The organism is Synergistaceae bacterium, assembly GCA_031267575.1.
In the GTDB taxonomy this organism is placed as follows: domain Bacteria; phylum Synergistota; class Synergistia; order Synergistales; family Aminobacteriaceae; genus JAIRYN01.
Genome location: JAIRYN010000021.1, coordinates 18,681 through 34,836 on the forward strand (window position 1 = coordinate 18,681; position 16,156 = coordinate 34,836).

At 51.0% G+C, this 16,156-nt stretch carries 18 protein-coding genes and 4 tRNA genes; 18 read left to right on the top strand and 4 right to left on the bottom strand.

What is annotated here, in order from left to right; translation table 11 throughout:
* Positions 1–152: 152 nt before the first annotated feature.
* On the bottom strand, positions 153–1,862 hold the full coding sequence (locus tag LBJ36_02865) for a LysM peptidoglycan-binding domain-containing protein (GenBank protein MDR1377977.1): 1,710 nt from the start codon (positions 1,860–1,862) through the stop codon (positions 153–155).
* A gap of 484 nt (positions 1,863–2,346) precedes the next feature.
* On the opposite strand from LBJ36_02865, the gene LBJ36_02870 reads away from it, so the two are divergent.
* The 6 genes from LBJ36_02870 to LBJ36_02895 all read left to right on the top strand — a co-directional run bounded on the left by LBJ36_02870 (position 2,347) and on the right by LBJ36_02895 (position 8,457).
* Positions 2,347–3,702: an RsmB/NOP family class I SAM-dependent RNA methyltransferase gene (locus LBJ36_02870; GenBank protein ID MDR1377978.1), complete on the top strand. Its 1,356-nt coding sequence runs from the start codon at positions 2,347–2,349 to the stop codon at positions 3,700–3,702.
* 5 nt (positions 3,703–3,707) lie between these two features.
* Positions 3,708–5,036, top strand: a complete 1,329-nt coding sequence (locus LBJ36_02875; protein ID MDR1377979.1) for a PASTA domain-containing protein — start codon at positions 3,708–3,710, stop codon at positions 5,034–5,036.
* Positions 5,015–5,713, top strand: coding sequence for a ribulose-phosphate 3-epimerase (gene rpe, locus LBJ36_02880; protein MDR1377980.1), 699 nt, complete (start codon positions 5,015–5,017; stop codon positions 5,711–5,713). Before LBJ36_02875 ends, rpe begins: the two co-directional genes overlap by 22 nt.
* A gap of 67 nt (positions 5,714–5,780) precedes the next feature.
* Positions 5,781–6,647 carry a DUF4115 domain-containing protein gene (locus LBJ36_02885; protein MDR1377981.1) on the top strand — a complete coding sequence of 289 codons (867 nt, stop codon included), beginning with the start codon at positions 5,781–5,783 and terminating at the stop codon, positions 6,645–6,647.
* Positions 6,648–6,679: 32 nt separating this feature from the next.
* Positions 6,680–8,026 (top strand): 30S ribosomal protein S12 methylthiotransferase RimO, encoded by a 1,347-nt coding sequence (rimO, locus tag LBJ36_02890; protein MDR1377982.1) that lies wholly within the window; start codon positions 6,680–6,682, stop codon positions 8,024–8,026.
* The gene (locus LBJ36_02895; GenBank protein ID MDR1377983.1) at positions 8,026–8,457 is read left to right on the top strand and encodes a phosphatidylglycerophosphatase A; all 432 of its coding nucleotides are present in this window, start codon (positions 8,026–8,028) and stop codon (positions 8,455–8,457) included. Before rimO ends, LBJ36_02895 begins: the two co-directional genes overlap by 1 nt.
* 25 nt (positions 8,458–8,482) lie before the next feature.
* Here the strand turns inward: LBJ36_02895 and LBJ36_02900 are convergent, their stop codons facing one another.
* The gene (locus tag LBJ36_02900) at positions 8,483–8,680 is read right to left on the bottom strand and encodes a hypothetical protein (protein MDR1377984.1); all 198 of its coding nucleotides are present in this window, start codon (positions 8,678–8,680) and stop codon (positions 8,483–8,485) included.
* Between the two features lie 106 nt (positions 8,681–8,786).
* The gene (locus LBJ36_02905; protein ID MDR1377985.1) at positions 8,787–8,987 is read right to left on the bottom strand and encodes a cold-shock protein; all 201 of its coding nucleotides are present in this window, start codon (positions 8,985–8,987) and stop codon (positions 8,787–8,789) included.
* Positions 8,988–9,437: 450 nt separating this feature from the next.
* Between LBJ36_02905 and LBJ36_02910 the strand changes: the two genes are divergently transcribed.
* The 12 genes from LBJ36_02910 (at position 9,438) to LBJ36_02965 (ending at position 15,714) form a co-directional block, all read left to right on the top strand.
* Positions 9,438–9,989, top strand: coding sequence for a chromate transporter (locus LBJ36_02910; GenBank protein ID MDR1377986.1), 552 nt, complete (start codon positions 9,438–9,440; stop codon positions 9,987–9,989).
* Positions 9,986–10,549 carry a chromate transporter gene (locus tag LBJ36_02915; GenBank protein ID MDR1377987.1) on the top strand — a complete coding sequence of 188 codons (564 nt, stop codon included), beginning with the start codon at positions 9,986–9,988 and terminating at the stop codon, positions 10,547–10,549. Before LBJ36_02910 ends, LBJ36_02915 begins: the two co-directional genes overlap by 4 nt.
* A 72-nt stretch (positions 10,550–10,621) precedes the next feature.
* Positions 10,622–11,512 carry an ankyrin repeat domain-containing protein gene (locus tag LBJ36_02920; GenBank protein ID MDR1377988.1) on the top strand — a complete coding sequence of 297 codons (891 nt, stop codon included), beginning with the start codon at positions 10,622–10,624 and terminating at the stop codon, positions 11,510–11,512.
* Between the two features lie 177 nt (positions 11,513–11,689).
* A complete protein-coding gene (locus LBJ36_02925; GenBank protein ID MDR1377989.1) occupies positions 11,690–12,775 on the top strand; it encodes a nitronate monooxygenase family protein in 1,086 nt (361 codons plus the stop codon).
* 58 nt (positions 12,776–12,833) lie between these two features.
* Positions 12,834–13,334 carry a TlpA family protein disulfide reductase gene (locus LBJ36_02930; GenBank protein ID MDR1377990.1) on the top strand — a complete coding sequence of 167 codons (501 nt, stop codon included), beginning with the start codon at positions 12,834–12,836 and terminating at the stop codon, positions 13,332–13,334.
* Between the two features lie 36 nt (positions 13,335–13,370).
* A complete protein-coding gene (locus LBJ36_02935) occupies positions 13,371–13,517 on the top strand; it encodes a thioredoxin (protein MDR1377991.1) in 147 nt (48 codons plus the stop codon).
* Positions 13,518–13,588: 71 nt separating this feature from the next.
* Positions 13,589–14,470 (top strand): 4Fe-4S binding protein, encoded by an 882-nt coding sequence (locus tag LBJ36_02940; protein MDR1377992.1) that lies wholly within the window; start codon positions 13,589–13,591, stop codon positions 14,468–14,470.
* Positions 14,471–14,551: 81 nt separating this feature from the next.
* Positions 14,552–14,645 (top strand) — tRNA-Ser (locus LBJ36_02945).
* Between the two features lie 10 nt (positions 14,646–14,655).
* Positions 14,656–14,732: transfer RNA gene (locus tag LBJ36_02950), tRNA-Arg, on the top strand.
* Positions 14,733–15,092: 360 nt separating this feature from the next.
* Positions 15,093–15,311 (top strand): hypothetical protein, encoded by a 219-nt coding sequence (locus tag LBJ36_02955; protein MDR1377993.1) that lies wholly within the window; start codon positions 15,093–15,095, stop codon positions 15,309–15,311.
* 235 nt (positions 15,312–15,546) lie between these two features.
* Positions 15,547–15,632 (top strand) — tRNA-Tyr (locus tag LBJ36_02960).
* Positions 15,633–15,638: 6 nt separating this feature from the next.
* A tRNA-Thr gene (locus LBJ36_02965) sits at positions 15,639–15,714 on the top strand.
* 121 nt (positions 15,715–15,835) lie between these two features.
* Here LBJ36_02965 and LBJ36_02970 read toward each other — a convergent pair.
* A partial coding sequence (locus LBJ36_02970; GenBank protein ID MDR1377994.1) for a site-specific DNA-methyltransferase occupies positions 15,836–16,156 on the bottom strand: 321 nt, incomplete at its 5' end.

The following is a 16,156-nucleotide window of genomic DNA, read 5'->3' on the forward strand; positions in this document are numbered from 1 at the left end:
TTTCCTCCCTACTCAAATGCTTCAAAACTCAAATACTTCAAAACTCAAATACTTCAAAGTTTCGCGCAAGCAATTACCCCAAAACAAAACTGGACCAGAAAAAAAAAACTGGTCCAGCTTCCACTTCCACGTTTTACTTGTATTTTTTACTTTTATCGCAGGTAGGACAATGGATTCGCCGGGCTGTTGCCGTTACGGATCTCAAAGTGGAGGTGAGGCCCTGTTGCCCTTCCCGTAGATCCCACGCGAGCGATATTCTGCCCCACGGAAACCCTGGCTCCTTGTTTGACCAAAAAAGAATTGCAGTGAGCGTAAAGCGTAGACTGACCGCTGCTATGTTCCACGACCACGACCTTACCGTACCCTCCCATCCAACCAGCGTAGACCACTTTACCTTCTCTAGAGCTATTGATGACTGTCCCTCTCCCCGCCTTGATGTCGATGCCTGTGTGGAAATCTCTGCGCTTTGTAATAGGGTGACGCCGCCAGCCAAAAGGACTATTGATTTTACCCATGACCGGCCATCGGAAACTCCGTGAGACCTTTTGCACAGTTTTGCCTGTGTTCTTAGACGAGGTGGATGTGGATTTTTTCTCGACGACTCGGGTTTCGGCCACCGCCTCGGGACGCGCGCCGGGCAGGAAAATTTCATTATCCACTTTTAAAGCAACGGGATTGATCGTAGGGTTGGCTTTGCGAATTTTGTCCACGGCCACCTGGTAACGTTTGGCGATGTTATCGATGTTATCCCCTTTCTTTAATTTGTAGAAAATACCGTCCTGGTTGGGTATTCGCAAAACAGCGCCCGGACGCAGCACAGAAGAGTTTTTGAAAATGTTGCTGCCCACCAGGGTATCCACTTCCAAGTTTTGGGAGTTCGCGATAGACCACAAGCTATCCCCCGTCGCCACGACATAAGAAACGACCGTCACGGGAAGAACTTGTTCCCGCAAAGCCGCCGCGCGCATCTTGCGAGTCCGGACTTCCTCTAGAGTGCTCTCGATATCCTCAGGTTCGTTAGGAACGAGAATAATCTGTTGGGCAGCCAGACGATTGGCGTCCTTCAAGCCGTTGGCGCGAAGAATATCCTGAGCCGTGATCCCGCCATATTGGAAGGCGATGTCGGACAGGGTTTCCCCCTTTTTGACCACGTGTTCGCGCCAACCCGCCCCGATCTCCGCGAGAATGATGTCCTCGTCTGGGAGTTCCATACCCGGCAAGTCGTCGAGAGAATCGTCGGGCAAACGCATCCCATCTTCCATTGTGTTGAGGATGATAGACTCGAAATCCGCCAAATCTTTGGGTAAGGGCCCAAAATCCCCCATTGGTTCGCTGAGAAGCATGGGGAGGGGTAAGGAAGCCATATCGACCACAGCTGCAAAGCTCAAATCCGCGCTTTCGACCTTGGGCAAGGAGGAAAACACGTTCATTTCTCTAAGTTCTTTTTCTCTAAGTTCTTTTTCTCTGAGTTTTTTTTCTCTGAGTTCTTTTTCTCTGAGTTCTTTAAGGGATAACAACTCCCCCCCTTTTGGATCCAAGAACTCATCTTCTTCGCTCTCTTCACCGATGCTCTCTTCACCGATGATCGCCGCGTAAGTTGCGCCTTTTGTGGACGTGGCTTCAGCCATTCGTTTCATGTCGACATTGTCGCTCAGATCGACCACAATAAAACCACTTGCGGATAAACTTTCCTCGTTCTCCCGATCTCTCAGGTTTCCCCAAGCGATCCCCGAAAAACGGCTGCCGGCAGATACCATCAAAAACACGGACAACCCCAACATGAAAAAGATCACAAGCCCGAAGCCCCATTGAAATTCTCTGGAGGAGGAAACCTTCTTCTTTTCCCGTTTGGATGTTCTCAAGTACATCCCTCCCGCGCTGAAAGTCGGGTCGAAAAAATCAACTCCGAAGTCGAAAACCCACGAAAAAACAAAAACTCGCTCAATTCACGCCAATCATCCAGAAAAATCCAGAAAAATCCAGAAAAATAAATTCTCCTTAAAGCTTGGGTTCTTCCCACAAACAATCTTCCGTAAACCAATCTTCCGTACACAATCTTCTGCTTGACACGCCCTGACACGCCCATATCTCAGCGGCGTATCGTTATTGTTTTAGAACCCATTCCCAGTCTACACACGGGCATTATATCACAACGCGAAAAATCAACTTTTCGAAGGGATAATTGAGGGGATAATTGAGGGGATAATTAATGATCGATTAATAACAGTTTTTTCATAATAACAATTTCTCGATCCTTTATACTTCAAGAATACGAGAAGAGTACGAACGATTAAGCTAAAATATAAAAATAACTTTAACTTTTTGTTATTTAAGGAGAGGGCCGTTTTGCGTGGAATCGAGGGAGCGCTGTTCGTCTTGCGCCGCGTTAAGGCAGGTCGGTTGGTGAGTGAGGCGTTGCGTTCGTTGGGGGGGGAAATCGCCGCGCCGGAGTTATCTCTAGCCGCGTCTCTCGCCTATGCCGTGTTGCGGCGGGAATCCTTGTGGAGGGCGCTTTTCGGCGCTTACGTGAAGAAAGAACGATCTGGAAAACCCCAGGGGCTTGACCCGACCGTTTCGGACTGTCTTTTGCTGGGTACGGCGGGGATTTTGGAACTCAAAAATTTTGCAAAAGCCGCGCTGGTCAACGGCTTGCTGGAGATTCTGAAGTCCGAGGGTCGGGCAAAGGCCGTGCCGATGGTGAACGCCATTCTCCGGAACGTAGATAGAGGGGGGCTTACGGCTATGGAAAAACTGTATCGCAGTTCCCAGACAAAAGACCGCGCCTTGTGGGCGGGGGTGCCTGAATGGACGCTTCCGACCTGGAATAGATCTTGGAACAACGAGGAGCTTTTCGAGCTGTTTGAGCTGATGCAAATTCCTCCTCGCGGATCGTTGCGAGTGGCTCCAGGCAAAAGAGGAGAAGTGCTTGACCTCCTGAAGAGTCACGGAATGGAGGGTGTTCCATCCGACCTTTTCCCCGAATCAATCCGCCTTGCCTCCACGGTTCTTCCTACCCTCGTTCCGGGGTTCGATCGGGGGCTCGTCACGATGCAAACGGAGGGCTCCATGTTGGCCGCGTCTCTGGTCACTCAATTTGCCCGACCAAACGGACTCGTTCTGGATATGTGTTCGGGGCGAGGCGTTAAAGCGGGACAAATCGCGCAATTCCTAAATTCTGGGGTCTTGGGCTCCGGGGCGCGACTCGAGTGTTGGGAACTTTCCTCGGAGCGTCACTTGGCCGCTGTTCGAGAGATTGAAAGACTGGGAATACAAGATCGTGTGACGCTGCGCTTGGGGAACGCTCTTTCACTCGTTCCGCCGGAAAAACCCTCCGTCATATTGCTGGATGTCCCCTGTACGGGTAGCGGCACCTGGAACCGTAAGCCTGAATCCAAATGGAAGCTCTCCTGGGCAAAGTTGGATAAGTTCCACGCGTTGCAGTCGAGTTTGTTGCGTAGGGCATTAACTCTGGCGGAGGCTGGTGGTATTATAATCTACGTGACCTGTAGCCTTTTGCGTCAGGAAAACGAAAACATCGTGGCGGAAGCTCTTGCCAACCAAGAGGGGTGTATTGTGTTGGACGTTCCGTGGGAGGGTTCCCATCTGCGCCGAGGACGCCCTTGGGGAACGTATATTTGGCCTAATTTACCGTGGTTGGATGGTTTTTATGCTTCTATCATCATGAAAAGAGCGGGGGCTTGAGGAATATGGACAAGATATTCCGATGGACTTTATTATGTGTGGTCCTGGTGATTTTCACTTCGGGAGCGGTGGCGGTTTACACGGTTTTTTTCAGTAGTCCGGAAGAAAATATCGCGACACCTCCGCTACGCGAAATGTCGATCATTGAAGCCGAAGTGGAGGCCAAGCGGATGGGTTTCGTTGTGCAGGTGGAACAGGTGATCTCATCTTTGCCCGAGGGACGGGTTCTGGCCCAATCCCCCGAGGCGGGAGAGAGAGTGCGTAAGGGCAGAACTCTTTTACTGCGAGTTAGTAAAGGAGGGCCGCGCCGGACGGTGCCCGATGTGCGGAACCAAGCCGTCGCTCGGGCTCAAAAGCTTATTCAAGAGCAGGGCTTTGAGGTGGGGGACGTGATCTACATCAAGGACAACGCCTGGCCGTCGGGCGTGGTCATTGCCCAGAGCCCGGCCGCGCCCGCTAATATTCCCAGCGACACAAAAATTCACCTTTTGGTCAATCAGCCTGGACCAGGGTCAGATGGGAAAGTCGTGATCCCCGACGTGGCGCAGATGCTGGAGCGACAAGCGCGGGAGCTTCTGACGACCAGTGGGTTGAAAATCGCCACCGTAGATCCCGTCTACAGTCCCAACGCCGTCGAGGGCCTCGTCATCAGCACCCGCCCCGCCGCGGGAACATCGGTACGGGTGGGAGACGGCATTCGCCTGAGAATCGCCACCACGAAACGGCCACAAGGTGTGCCGGAACCTCCTTCCTCTTCTTCTTCTTCTTCTTCCTCTTCCTCTTCGTCCCCTCCGCGCTCTTCTCAGGCGAACGAAATCCCTAGTCCGCAGGTAGTAGTAACGGTTCCAGGTCAGGGGAACATTTTTGTGGGTGAGGGATTCGACCCCAACGCCCCGGCGACGCCTATCCAGGTGGTCGACTCCAATGTCTCGGTTTTCGACCAACGCTCGGCTCCGTCATCCACAGTCGCCAGAGCGCCCCTGCCTCCGGTCTCAACTCCTCAGCCAGCGACACAAACGCAATCCGCACAATCCTCACAACCCGCGACTTCTCCAGCTTCGGTCGTCAATTCTAGGACTCAGGCGAAAGTGTCCCAGCCCATCAATTTGCAGCCGGTGGGCGGAAAAATCGCCCGAATCCGCTACCAGGTTCCCCCTCTTTCGCGGCCTTTGCAGCTCAAAATAGAGTTGGTGGATTCGTCGGGAACCAAGATTCTCTGGGATCGTGAAGCCGTAAGCGGTCAGCGTCTGTCGTTAGATACGCCTTACTCCAGAGAGTGCACCGTAAGAATTTACTTGGGAGGCGACTTCGTTTGGCAGGACAAATACATGTAATGGAGCGAAGGCTATTTTTCGCTCCCTCCGTGCTGGGGGCCGATCCCTTGAATGTGGGCAACGCTGTGGATTCTCTGAGAGGAAATTTCGATTGGCTTCACCTGGACGTTATGGACGGGCATTTTGTTCCCAACATTTCCTTCGGTCCTGGGATGGCGCGGGCGTTGCGTAGAAAATATCCCGATGCCTTCCTCGACACTCACTTGATGGTGGATCATCCGGACGCTTTTTTGTCCGCTTTCGCAGAAGCCGGAGTTTCTCAAATCTCGGTCCACGCGGAGGCGGAACCTCAATTACTTCACGACCGCCTAGCCCGTATTCGGAGCGCGGGGCTCGCGGCGGGGGTGGCCATCGCTCCCCCCACTCCTGTGGAGTTGCTGCGTTTCGCGCTTCCCGTGGTTGACGTGGTGATGGTGATGTCGGTGACTCCGGGTTTCGGTGGCCAGAGATTGATTGAAGAAACCCTGGAAAAGACGAGGGACCTGGCTCGTTTGCGCGCTGTGGAAGGATATAATTACCGGATACAGATGGACGGCGGTATTGACCTGGAAAATGTCGCGCAAGTCGCGGACGCGGGTTGCGATATTTTTGTCGTAGGCAGCGCCCTTTTCGGTAACACCGATCCAGGTCATTACCTGAAAGAAATGCGGCAACTCGCGCAAAATCGTTTGTGTTGATTTTGTGTTGATTTTGTGTTGATTTTGTAAAATACATAAAAAGGCATATAAAAAGGAGGCTTTGTTTATGCCCTCTTCCGATAAAGACGAAGCCCTGAGGGAACTGGGGAGCATGGCCAGGGGCCGGCGCGAAGACGTGTCGGTCTCTCTGGAGGAAATTTTCGAGAGAACAAGAGTGCGCGTGGAGTTTCTTCGAGGCATAGAGGAAGGAAACTATCAAGGATTTCCCGATCTCGTGTACACCAAGGGTTTTGTTCGCACGTATCTGGGCGTGATCGGCGCGGAGGATATGAAAGACGAGTTCATGTCATGGCTGAACAAGGAAAACGTGTCCCAAATACGGGAGCTTCCGCCTCGAAATGTCCTGGGTAACGGTACGTTGCCGACGAAAGGCTTCAAACCGGCTTCTCATTTTTGGTTGTTCGTAGTTTTGATCTTGATCTTGATAGGATCGGGGGGATATGTGTGGTATTCTTGGGCAAGCGGACTCATTTCCGACCCTTTCCCCCCAGCGATTGATGCGCGGAGAATTTCCAGTGAGGTTGTTTCCGACGAAGTGAAATCCGACGACGTCTCCGTGTCTCTGCTGAGTAACGCTGCAGGCTCCGCGAATTATCCCATGGAGATCCTGCCGCCGGCATCCCGAAGTATTGCCCCGAACCCTGAGCCCATGAAACCTCACCTCCTTATTAGGGCCAGAATGGACGTCTGGATGAAGGTGACGATTGCTGGAAAAGTGCTCTATAGCAACACTTTAAAGGCCGGATCTCAGGTATCCTGGGATTTGCCGTCGAGGGCCCAGGTGACTTACGGGCGTCCTCACGGAGCGGAAGTTGTGCTGAATGGCAAAGAACTGGGAATTCCCAATCCGAGAGCGTCGAAAACGGAGACCTATTTTTACGAGCCAGATGGAACTTATCGCCAGGCACAATGAGGTCTACAATGAGGTCTACGGTGAGGTCTACGGTGAACGTATTTTTCATGAGCATGGGTTGCGCCAAAAACAGTGTGGATAGTGAGCGTCTGGCGGGTCTGCTTTCCGCCGCGGGAAATAAGATCGTCAGCAACGCGAGTGAGGCGCAGGTGGGCCTGATCAATACGTGCGCTTTTATTCAGGAGGCCGTCAAAGAGAACATCGACGCGATTTTAGATTTGGAAGATCTGAAGAAACAGGGCAAGCTCGAAAAAATCATCGTGGCGGGCTGCATCGTTAATCGTTACGAGGCCGAGCTGCGCAAAGAATTGCCCTTGGTTGACTTTTGGGCGGGGACCGAGGACTGGGATAAAATTGTGGATTTTCTGGGGCGTGAAAAAGGGTCTTCCAACTGCCTCCCTGGACCTTCTCGGGGTCTGTTAGCGGAGACCCGTCCCTGGTCCCGCTATCTGAAGGTCGGTGAAGGGTGTGACACCTATTGCTCCTACTGCACGATCCCTTTGATTCGCGGACGGTTGCGCAGCGTTCCTATCCTCCGCTTGGTGGAGGAGGCGAAGGAGCTTGTCGCGTCAGGAGCAAAAGAGTTGTGCCTGGTGGGACAGGATCTTACGGCCTATGGGAGAGACCTTTACGGAGAGCCTTCCATTCAGAAACTCCTAGAAGCCCTGGAGAATGCCTTACCGTCCGAGATGTGGATACGTCTTCTCTATCTGCATCCTGATCGGATCACCCGCGATTTTTTGGATTTCCTCTCAGACTCCGATAAAGTGCTGCCTTACTTGGATATTCCAATCCAACACATCGACAGTTCGATTCTTGCCGCTATGAATCGTTCGCCCGACGTTGCCCACATTCGAAATGTATTCCAGAGCGCGCGTAGGCGAAATCCTCTTTTCACCTTGAGAACGACGATCATGGTAGGATTTCCCGGCGAAACGGAGGCGCAGTTCGAGCGAGTCCTCGAATTTCTGGAAGAGGCAGAGATCGACAGAGTGGGGGCGTTCATGTACTCCCCGGAGGAGGGGACAAAGGCCGCGCTCATGGCTGGACAGGTTCCAGACGAGGTCAAAGAGGAGCGGTACAGCCGGTTGATGGGGGCACAGTCTCAAATTGCTCAAGAACGTGGTGAACTCTTCGTCGGAAAGACTCTACGTGTCCTGGTCGAGGAGACCGACCAGGGAAACGCTTCGGCTTATGGCCGTTCTTACCGTGACGCTCCGGAGGTGGATGGCGTGGTCTTTCTGGAAAATGGAGGGTCTCTCGTTCCTGGTTCTTGGGTGGACGCGAGTATTCAGGCTGCCATGGGACACGATCTTTTTGCCTTTTTGCCCAACCAATCGCCGGCTCCTTTAGGTCACCCTTTTCTAGGATTGTCATAATGACAACCTCGCGATTTTCCGCCGCTGTGGCGACCGTGGGCGGGGTGGGATATCTGACGAAAATGCCTGGCACAATGGGGTCCGCCGTGGCTTGCGCGCTTTATTTACTTTTTCCCATCCCGTGGTGGGGGATTCTCATAGTCGCGCTTCTGGGAGTTTTTTGCTCCGACGTTTACTCCAAGGCAAATGAGGTGTTGGATCCGGGCGAGGTTGTGATCGATGAGGTAGTGGGCATGTGGATCTCCCTGGCGGGGTTACCTCCAGGGTGCGCGTTGGCGGCGTTCCTGCTCTTTCGCATTGTGGACATCGTCAAACCCGGCCCCGTCGGCAAAGTGGAGAAATTGCCGGGAGGGTGGGGTATTATGGCCGACGATGTGGTGGGGGGAATCCTGACCAACTCGATTTTACGAATCATCCTCCGAATGTTCTAGAACGGAGGAGACGAAGAAAACGTCTTCATTTGGGTCGTTTCCACATCTTCCACACGATAAACATGCTCATTGTTATCGCGATGTAAAATCCGACGCTGCTCCCATAAATGGCGTAAAGCACGCCTTCCTCACTCCAAGGCATCCGTAGGCCCGTCACGACAATGCACACGAACGAGAATAGCAGCGATAGCGCGGTGATAATGTACTTGAGCTCTTTTTGCATGAGCTTCTCCTCAATATCCATAATCAACAAAAATAAACAAAAATAAACAAAAATAAACAAGGCCTCCTAAGGAGGAGGCCTTTGAAGTTTTGTGTTGTTTGAAAAATTAGAGCCTGGAGACGTCGGCTGCCTGTGGTCCTTTTTCGCCGTTCACAATTTCGAACGCTACCTTTTGCCCTTCGGCAAGGGTTTTGAATCCATCACCCTTAATCGCGCTATAATGCACAAAAACATCCTTTCCTTCGTCAGCAGTGATAAACCCATACCCCTTACTTTCGTTGAACCACTTCACGGTGCCCTGAGCCATTCAAAAAAGCCTCCTAAAACTAATCAAAATTACCGACCACAATGGCGGCGTGTATAAAGGATACAATCTCAAGATCAATATGTCAAGGTACCTAATGCAAATTACGTGAAGTTTCCAGATGTTTTTTAGAATTTCCTTGAAAACCTTCCCGAAAAGCCGTGGAATCCTGGAGATTCTTTCACGAGAATCAGCCTGGCGACTTAGATCCTCAAAACTTGGCAAATAACGCGTCGATGTGTTTTAATCATTCATGGAGATTCATGGAAGATGGGAATTCATGGAAGTAAGAATGGGAATGGGAATGGGAATAAGAATGGAAAAGAAAATGGAAGTGAAAAGAAAATGGAAGCGAAAAATGGAAGTAGGATTTTTTCATGGAAGTAGGATTTTTTCATGAGACTCGATTGAATTGGATTGGATTAAATTGGAGTTGGATTGGAGTGGAGTTTTATGCTCGTAAGAGTGAGAGAATTGTGGGAAATTTTTTGGGTTTTTTTCAAAATCGGCATACTGACCTTCGGTGGAGGGTACACGATGCTTCCTCTTTTGCAAAGAGATATCGCGCAACGGCGTCAGTGGGTGACCAACGAGGAGATCATCGACTACTACGCGATAAGCCAAAGCTTGCCTGGTATCATAGCGGCCAACACCTCCATGCTCATCGGCTACAAGAAAGGGAAAATTCCCGGCTTGACCGCCGCGGCGTTGGGCATCGCTTGCCCGTCGCTCCTCATCATCCTGATCATCGCCATGTTCATCGCGAACTTTCTGGACCTGGAGATTGTAGCCCACGCTTTTAACGGCATCCGAGTGGCGGTCACCGTACTGATCGTCAACGCCACCATCAGCATGTGGAAGAGCAGCGTAAAAGACCTGCCTCGTCTTCTCGTTTTCGCGGCGGCGCTGCTCATGTTCGCCTTCGTCAAAATATCCCCTATTTTTCCCGTCGTAGCTGGAGCTGTAGCGGGGATCGCGCTCACAGAAAGGAAAAAAGAGAGATGATTTACGTTACTCTGATCTGCGAATTTCTGAAAGTGGGGCTTTTTTCCATCGGAGGCGGTCTCGCCACCCTGCCTTTTCTTTATCAGCTCGCCGACAAGTACCCTTGGTTCACTCACGCCATGCTCACGGACATGATCGCCATTTCCGAGTCCACTCCCGGTCCCATCGGCCTCAATATGGCCACCTATGCCGGATACTCGGCCGGCGGCGTTTTGGGAGGAGTATTGGCAACCCTATCTCTGCTCACTCCCTCTTTTTTCATCCTTGTGTTTATTGTGAAGATCCTGGACAAGTTCAAAGAGAACCGTTTTGTGACGTCCGCGTTTTACGGCATTAGGCCTGCTGTCACGGCCTTGATCGCCTCGGCTGCGATAGGCATCGCCAAAATCACCTTGGTCGATATCCCCGCCTTTCTCCAGACCGGCGAAGTCACGGATATTTTGCGTTACAAGCAGTCGATCTTATTTTTCGCGATCTTTTATCTAACCAATAAATACAATAAACATCCCGTCTACTACATTGGCGGGGCGGCAATCATCGGTGCTCTTTTCAAGTTTTAGTTTTAGTTTTAGCGGTGAAAGCGTCGCGTCTGATACAATCATGATGTTTGATTTCAACCTTGGGAGGCATAAATGGAATTTTTGACCAACGTATGGCGGAACGTGAGGTCGAGGTTTAGGCGGCCTTCAGGCAAAACGAAAGATTCATCTGAGATATTGCCTGAACAGCCGGAGACCCTGGAGAAACCAGCCCCGGCAATCCCGAAAAAGAAAAAATGGAACAAAAAACCTGCGATCACGATTGCCGCCGGAGTATTGTTACTTGCGTCAGGGGTCGTTTTGTGTTGCTGGGTGTTTTCGCGCTCGTCGACGGCTGAGCGATCAGAGAGTAAACGGGAAGGGATTCCGACTCTTTCAAATTTGGATAAAAATCTTTTCCAGGCTGTGCGGGACGGCGATATGGACTTGGTATATCGATACCTGCGCGAGGGCGCCAACATCAACGCGGTGAACAACGTGGGGAACACACCCATCAAAGTGGCTATCGCGCTGAACAGGGTGGACATCGCGCGAGAGTTGTGCGATGAAGGAGGCGCCAGCTCTTTCACTTCTTTTACTCAGGGGCGAAGTTCTCCTTTGATTTACGCCATCGTGCAAAACAAACCGGAAATTATACGCGAATTACTGAAGTCGATAACAGACGCCAAAAAGATCGTCAATGAAATCGACAGAAACGGACTCACTCCTCTGATGTACGCGGTTGATCGCAATTATGTGGCGGTGGCACGGGAACTGCTGAGGGCGGGAGCCGACGTGGACAAACCCAACAAAGAAGGATATACTCCTTTAATGACAGCCGTGACCGTTGGGAAAGCGGACATGGTTGCTGTGCTTTTGGATGCCGGGGCGGATACGAAAGCCATTTCCCCGGAAGGGGAGACGGCTTTGAGTATAGCTCGGAGAAGAAACAAGCAGGTCATCATCTCTCTCCTCTCTGAAGCACAACAGTCGCGACTTTTGTAAGCTCGATGAGTCCGGACGAAAGGTTTTTTGTTCTTGAGATTGTCCGATGCCGCCGGAACGGCAGACATCGGGCAATGTTTTTTGTTACAATATTCTCCACGTGACACTTTGGGGGCGCGTTTGTTATAGAAAAATTATCTGTGGGGATCAGGATCAATATAAGGGGTGGGTCGAAAGGTGAGCGACAGAACACCGATTCTAAAGCTAGGAAAGCATCAGCCACGCTATCCTTTGATACAGGGAGGTATGGGTGTGGGAATTTCCGGTCCTAGGCTCGCCGGAAACGTCGCGCGACGTGGCGCTGTGGGGACAATTGCAAGTGTGGGGCTCAGCCATAATTCCCCCCACTTCGTTTTGGAAAAAGGAAATTATTTTAGATCTAACGAGATCGTAATAAAAGAGGTGGTGCGTCAGGCTCGGGAAATCGCCGGACCTGATGGGGTATTGGCCGTCAACTGCATGGTGGCCCTGACTGATTATGACACGGAAGTACGAGCCGCGGCCGAGGGGGGGGCGAACGTGATCATCTCTGGAGCGGGGCTTCCCTTGCGTCTGCCCGAGTATACGAAAGACTTTCCCGACGTAGCGCTGATTCCCATCGTCAGCTCCGCTAAAGCAGCCAGCCTGATTGCGCGGCGTTGGGAAAGACAGTACGGCAGGAGCCCCGACGGTTTTGTAGTGGAGGCTCCTTCCACCGCGGGAGGGCATCTGGGCGCTATGACGATGGAGCAGGTATACGATCCCGCGCTCTCCATCGAGGTAACATTGCCGGCCACGGTACGTTTCGTGGCGGAGGAGATGAAGTCCGACATCCCTGTCATCGCGGCGGGCGGCGTGTGGGATCGCAAGGATATGGAACGCATGTTCGAACTAGGCGCCAAAGGGGTGCAAATGGGCACTCGCTTTGCCTGCACGATAGAAGGAGATGCCTCCGACCGTTTTAAGCAGGCTTACATTGAAGCGAAAGAGGAGGACGTCGTCTTGATTCACAGCCCGGCCGGGCTTCCGGGTCGAGCCATCAAAAACCCCTTCGTCTCCCAATATTTACAAGGACAAGTCGAGAGTAACCCTTGTTTCGCCAACTGTTTGACGCACTGCCGCTATCGCAAGACTCGGGAGACCTTTTGCATCGCTTTGGCGCTGGTCGACGCTTTCAACGGCAACTGGGAAAAAGGACTGTTTTTCTGCGGCAGCAACGTGGGCAAGGTCAACAAAGTGGAAACAGTACAGGAGATTATCGAGGAGTTATTCGGAGCAAAGTAATAAAAAAAGTAATAAAAATTGAAAGGAAACAATTAAAAATTGAAAGGAAACAATTGAAATGAAAAAATATTTAGGGGCGGTTGTTGTCGCGGTATTTCTTCTAGCGGTGATGGGGGCCGAAGCTCAGGACGCTTTTCCCGCGTTTTCCACGAAAAGCCTGACTGGAGAGCAGGTCACCAATTCCATTTTCGCCGAAAAAAAACTCACGATGCTCAATTTTTGGGCGACTTGGTGTCCTCCATGCCTTGATGAGATGCCAGATCTAGGCCGACTGGCGCGGACCATGCCCGATGGATCGCAGTTGATCGGCGTTCTGATAGATGTAGAAGATCAGGAGTCCATCGATGAAGCACAGGAAATTTTAAAGGAAACCAAAGCCGACTTTCTTCAGATTTTGCCTGTCGAGGAAATGAATTTCTTTTTGAGAAGCGTTACCGCGATTCCCACAACCATTTTTGTGGACTCTCAGGGTAAGATCGTGGGTAGTCCCCTCATCGGATCCCGCTCCGAAGCGGCATATCGGGCGGCTGTCGAGGCCGCCCTCAAGTCGCTGCAGTAGGTCGCTATAATAGGTCGCTATAGTAGAAAACGATACGTGCCAGAAAAGGTTCGCAAGATCATTCGTGCGGTGTTGTTCGTCGTAGCGGTTATATTTGTCTTCTGGGGCGTTTGCAGAGGCGAGATGAAAACCGTTTTCGTCAAGGCTGTCAATGTCTGTCTGGAGTGCGTCGGAATTGGATGACCGCTTTCGAGCCACGCCCAACGTCGGCTCTTGATTGAGTTTAATTGAGTTTATTGAGTTTTCCGATCCAAATGAAACGTAAAATTATCCAATGGTTGACCCTGATAGGAAGTAACGCTTACTTTACGGGCTTTTTTGAAGGGCACATTTACAAAGGCAAGCTGAAATCCGTTTGCGTCCCGGGGTTGAACTGCTACTCCTGCCCTGGGGCGTTAGGTTCTTGTCCTCTAGGTTCCTTGCAGGCTGTTCTCGGAGCGCGGCGTTATCGGTTCAGTTTTTACGTAACAGGTTTGCTGATGGGGTTCGGCTTGACGTTCGGGCGCTTGATTTGTGGTTTTTTCTGCCCCTTTGGGTTGATTCAAGAATGTCTGTATAAGGTTCCTTTTTTTCGCGGTAAGAAGCACAGTCAGCTCTGGAAAAAGTTGATTTACGTCAAGTACGTTCTTTTGGCCGTTTTTGTCGTCGGAATGCCTCTTTGGGCTAGAGGAGGGCTGGGGATCGGAGCTCCGGCCTTTTGTAAGTACATTTGCCCAGCGGGGACTTTGACGGCGGGGTTTCCGCTTTTGGCCGCGAACCCAGCTTTGCGTGAGACGACGGGATGGCTTTTTCTATTGAAGACGGCGGTTGCCTTGGGGACCGTTCTGGGGTGTATTCTGGTCTATCGTTTTTTTTGCCGGGTCCTCTGTCCCTTGGGCGCGATTTATGGCCTTTTCAATAAAATTTCCCTTTACCAGATCAGGTTGGAGAAAGGAAACTGTGTTCGATGCGGGGTCTGTTCCCGCGTCTGCAAGATGGGCGTCGACCCCTCCCTCACTCCAGACAGCCCAGAGTGCATCCGCTGCGGAGACTGTGTTAAAGTCTGCCGCTTCTCCGCCCTCACCTCCGGTTTCACTTCTTCTCTTAAGAATGAACATGCCGTATCCAACAACGAGAACGCGAGGTCAACAGTATAACCAACTCCCGCATTCATAGGTTAGTCGGTTAGTGTATGCTTGTTGACAAGAACGAGTAAAATACATATAATTATAATGTTTGGTGAGTTGGCTGAGGGGTCGAAAGCACTCGCCTGCTAAGCGAGTATAGGGGCTAGAACCTCTATCGAGAGTTCAAATCTCTCACTCACCGCCATTTTTTAAAAGCGGCAGTAGCTCAGTTGGATAGAGCGAAGGCCTACGGAGCCTTAGGTCGCGGGTTCGAATCCTGCCTGCCGCGCCAAATTTTATAACCAAATAACCTCACTTAACCCCAGAAGCCTAGGCAAGACTAGGATTTTGGGGTTTTTCATGCCTAAACTAACACCTCCTAAAACCTATATTGAAGATCTTCTGTTGAAGATCTTCGCGGCCTCGATGTAACGCTGGGGAATTTCAATACGCTGCGCGGATAGCGTTACCTGGAACTGTTTCTTGGACGCGTTTGAAGGAGGGAAGATTGGTTTCGACGAGGTCTCCAACAAGCTGGAAGAAGGATTGAACGGCCTTATCAGTTATTTTAGGCCAAAAAACAAAAAAAACGCGTTGAACACGTCGAGGAAATACACGAAAAATTTAGAGCGTGAATTTAGAGCGTGTTTGAATGGTTTTTGCGAGGAATTTGAATGGTTTTTGCGAGGAAATGGATATCGACCGCGCTATTGCGCCGGATGTGACCGCTTACAAAAATATCGAAAACCTAAACGTAGGAGAAAACGACTCTGAAAGTGTCGAATACAACGCGCTGCTAAATCGATGGTCTCAAGGTCAGAAAGGCGCGTCCGCGTTGTCGGACGTTCTGAACAAGATAAAAACGAAATAGTTTAACGCTTTTTGGCAAACAAGCACCGCGAGTTGCTCTTTTTTGTCCGCTTTGTCCGCGAAAACCTATCAATAGTTCCAGGACACCATGTACCGACTATGCCAGTCCGCTAACTTGACAAGGAAAGATCCTTGATATAAAATAAAAAAAGTTTGGTTTTGTGGTTTAGCTTAGTGGTTTAGCTTACTAGAAGGAAAGTATAGCTAAGGAAAGTATAGCTGATGTTTTTCAATAAGGTGGAGTGGCCGAGTGGTCAAAGGCAACAGACTGTAAATCTGTCGGCATGAGCCTACGTTGGTTCGAACCCAACCTCCACCACCATAATAAGCCGACTTAGCTCAGTAGGTAGAGCACATCCATGGTAAGGATGGGGTCTCCAGTTCGAGTCTGGAAGTCGGCTCCAGTGATAATAAGGGGTTAGGAGATTTTCCTAAGTCCTTTTAGTTTTTTTTATAACCCCTTTATAACAAATATAACAAAATAAAAAAAGCAGGGAGGGGAACCCCCGCCCTTCCCCCTTTTCGTCAACCGTTTCCCTCCAGTCTTCTTTTCGCGATGGCGCAGTACTCCAACTCTTTCTCGACGGCCAGCCAGCGTCGTCCCAATCTCTCAGCGGCGACCGCTGTGGTTCCACTTCCGACGCAGTGGTCCAAAACCAAGTTATCTTCGTTGGTGTAGGCGCGGATCAACCACTCGAAAAGCGCCAAAGGCTTTTCTGTCGGATGCCCATGATGTTCACTGTTCGAAAAATGTAACACGCTGCGCGGGTGACGGGTGCCTTTGTTGTCACGCTTAACGGTCGCGCGGTTTTGGTATATCTCCGTTTTTTTGCCACTTGCTTGTTT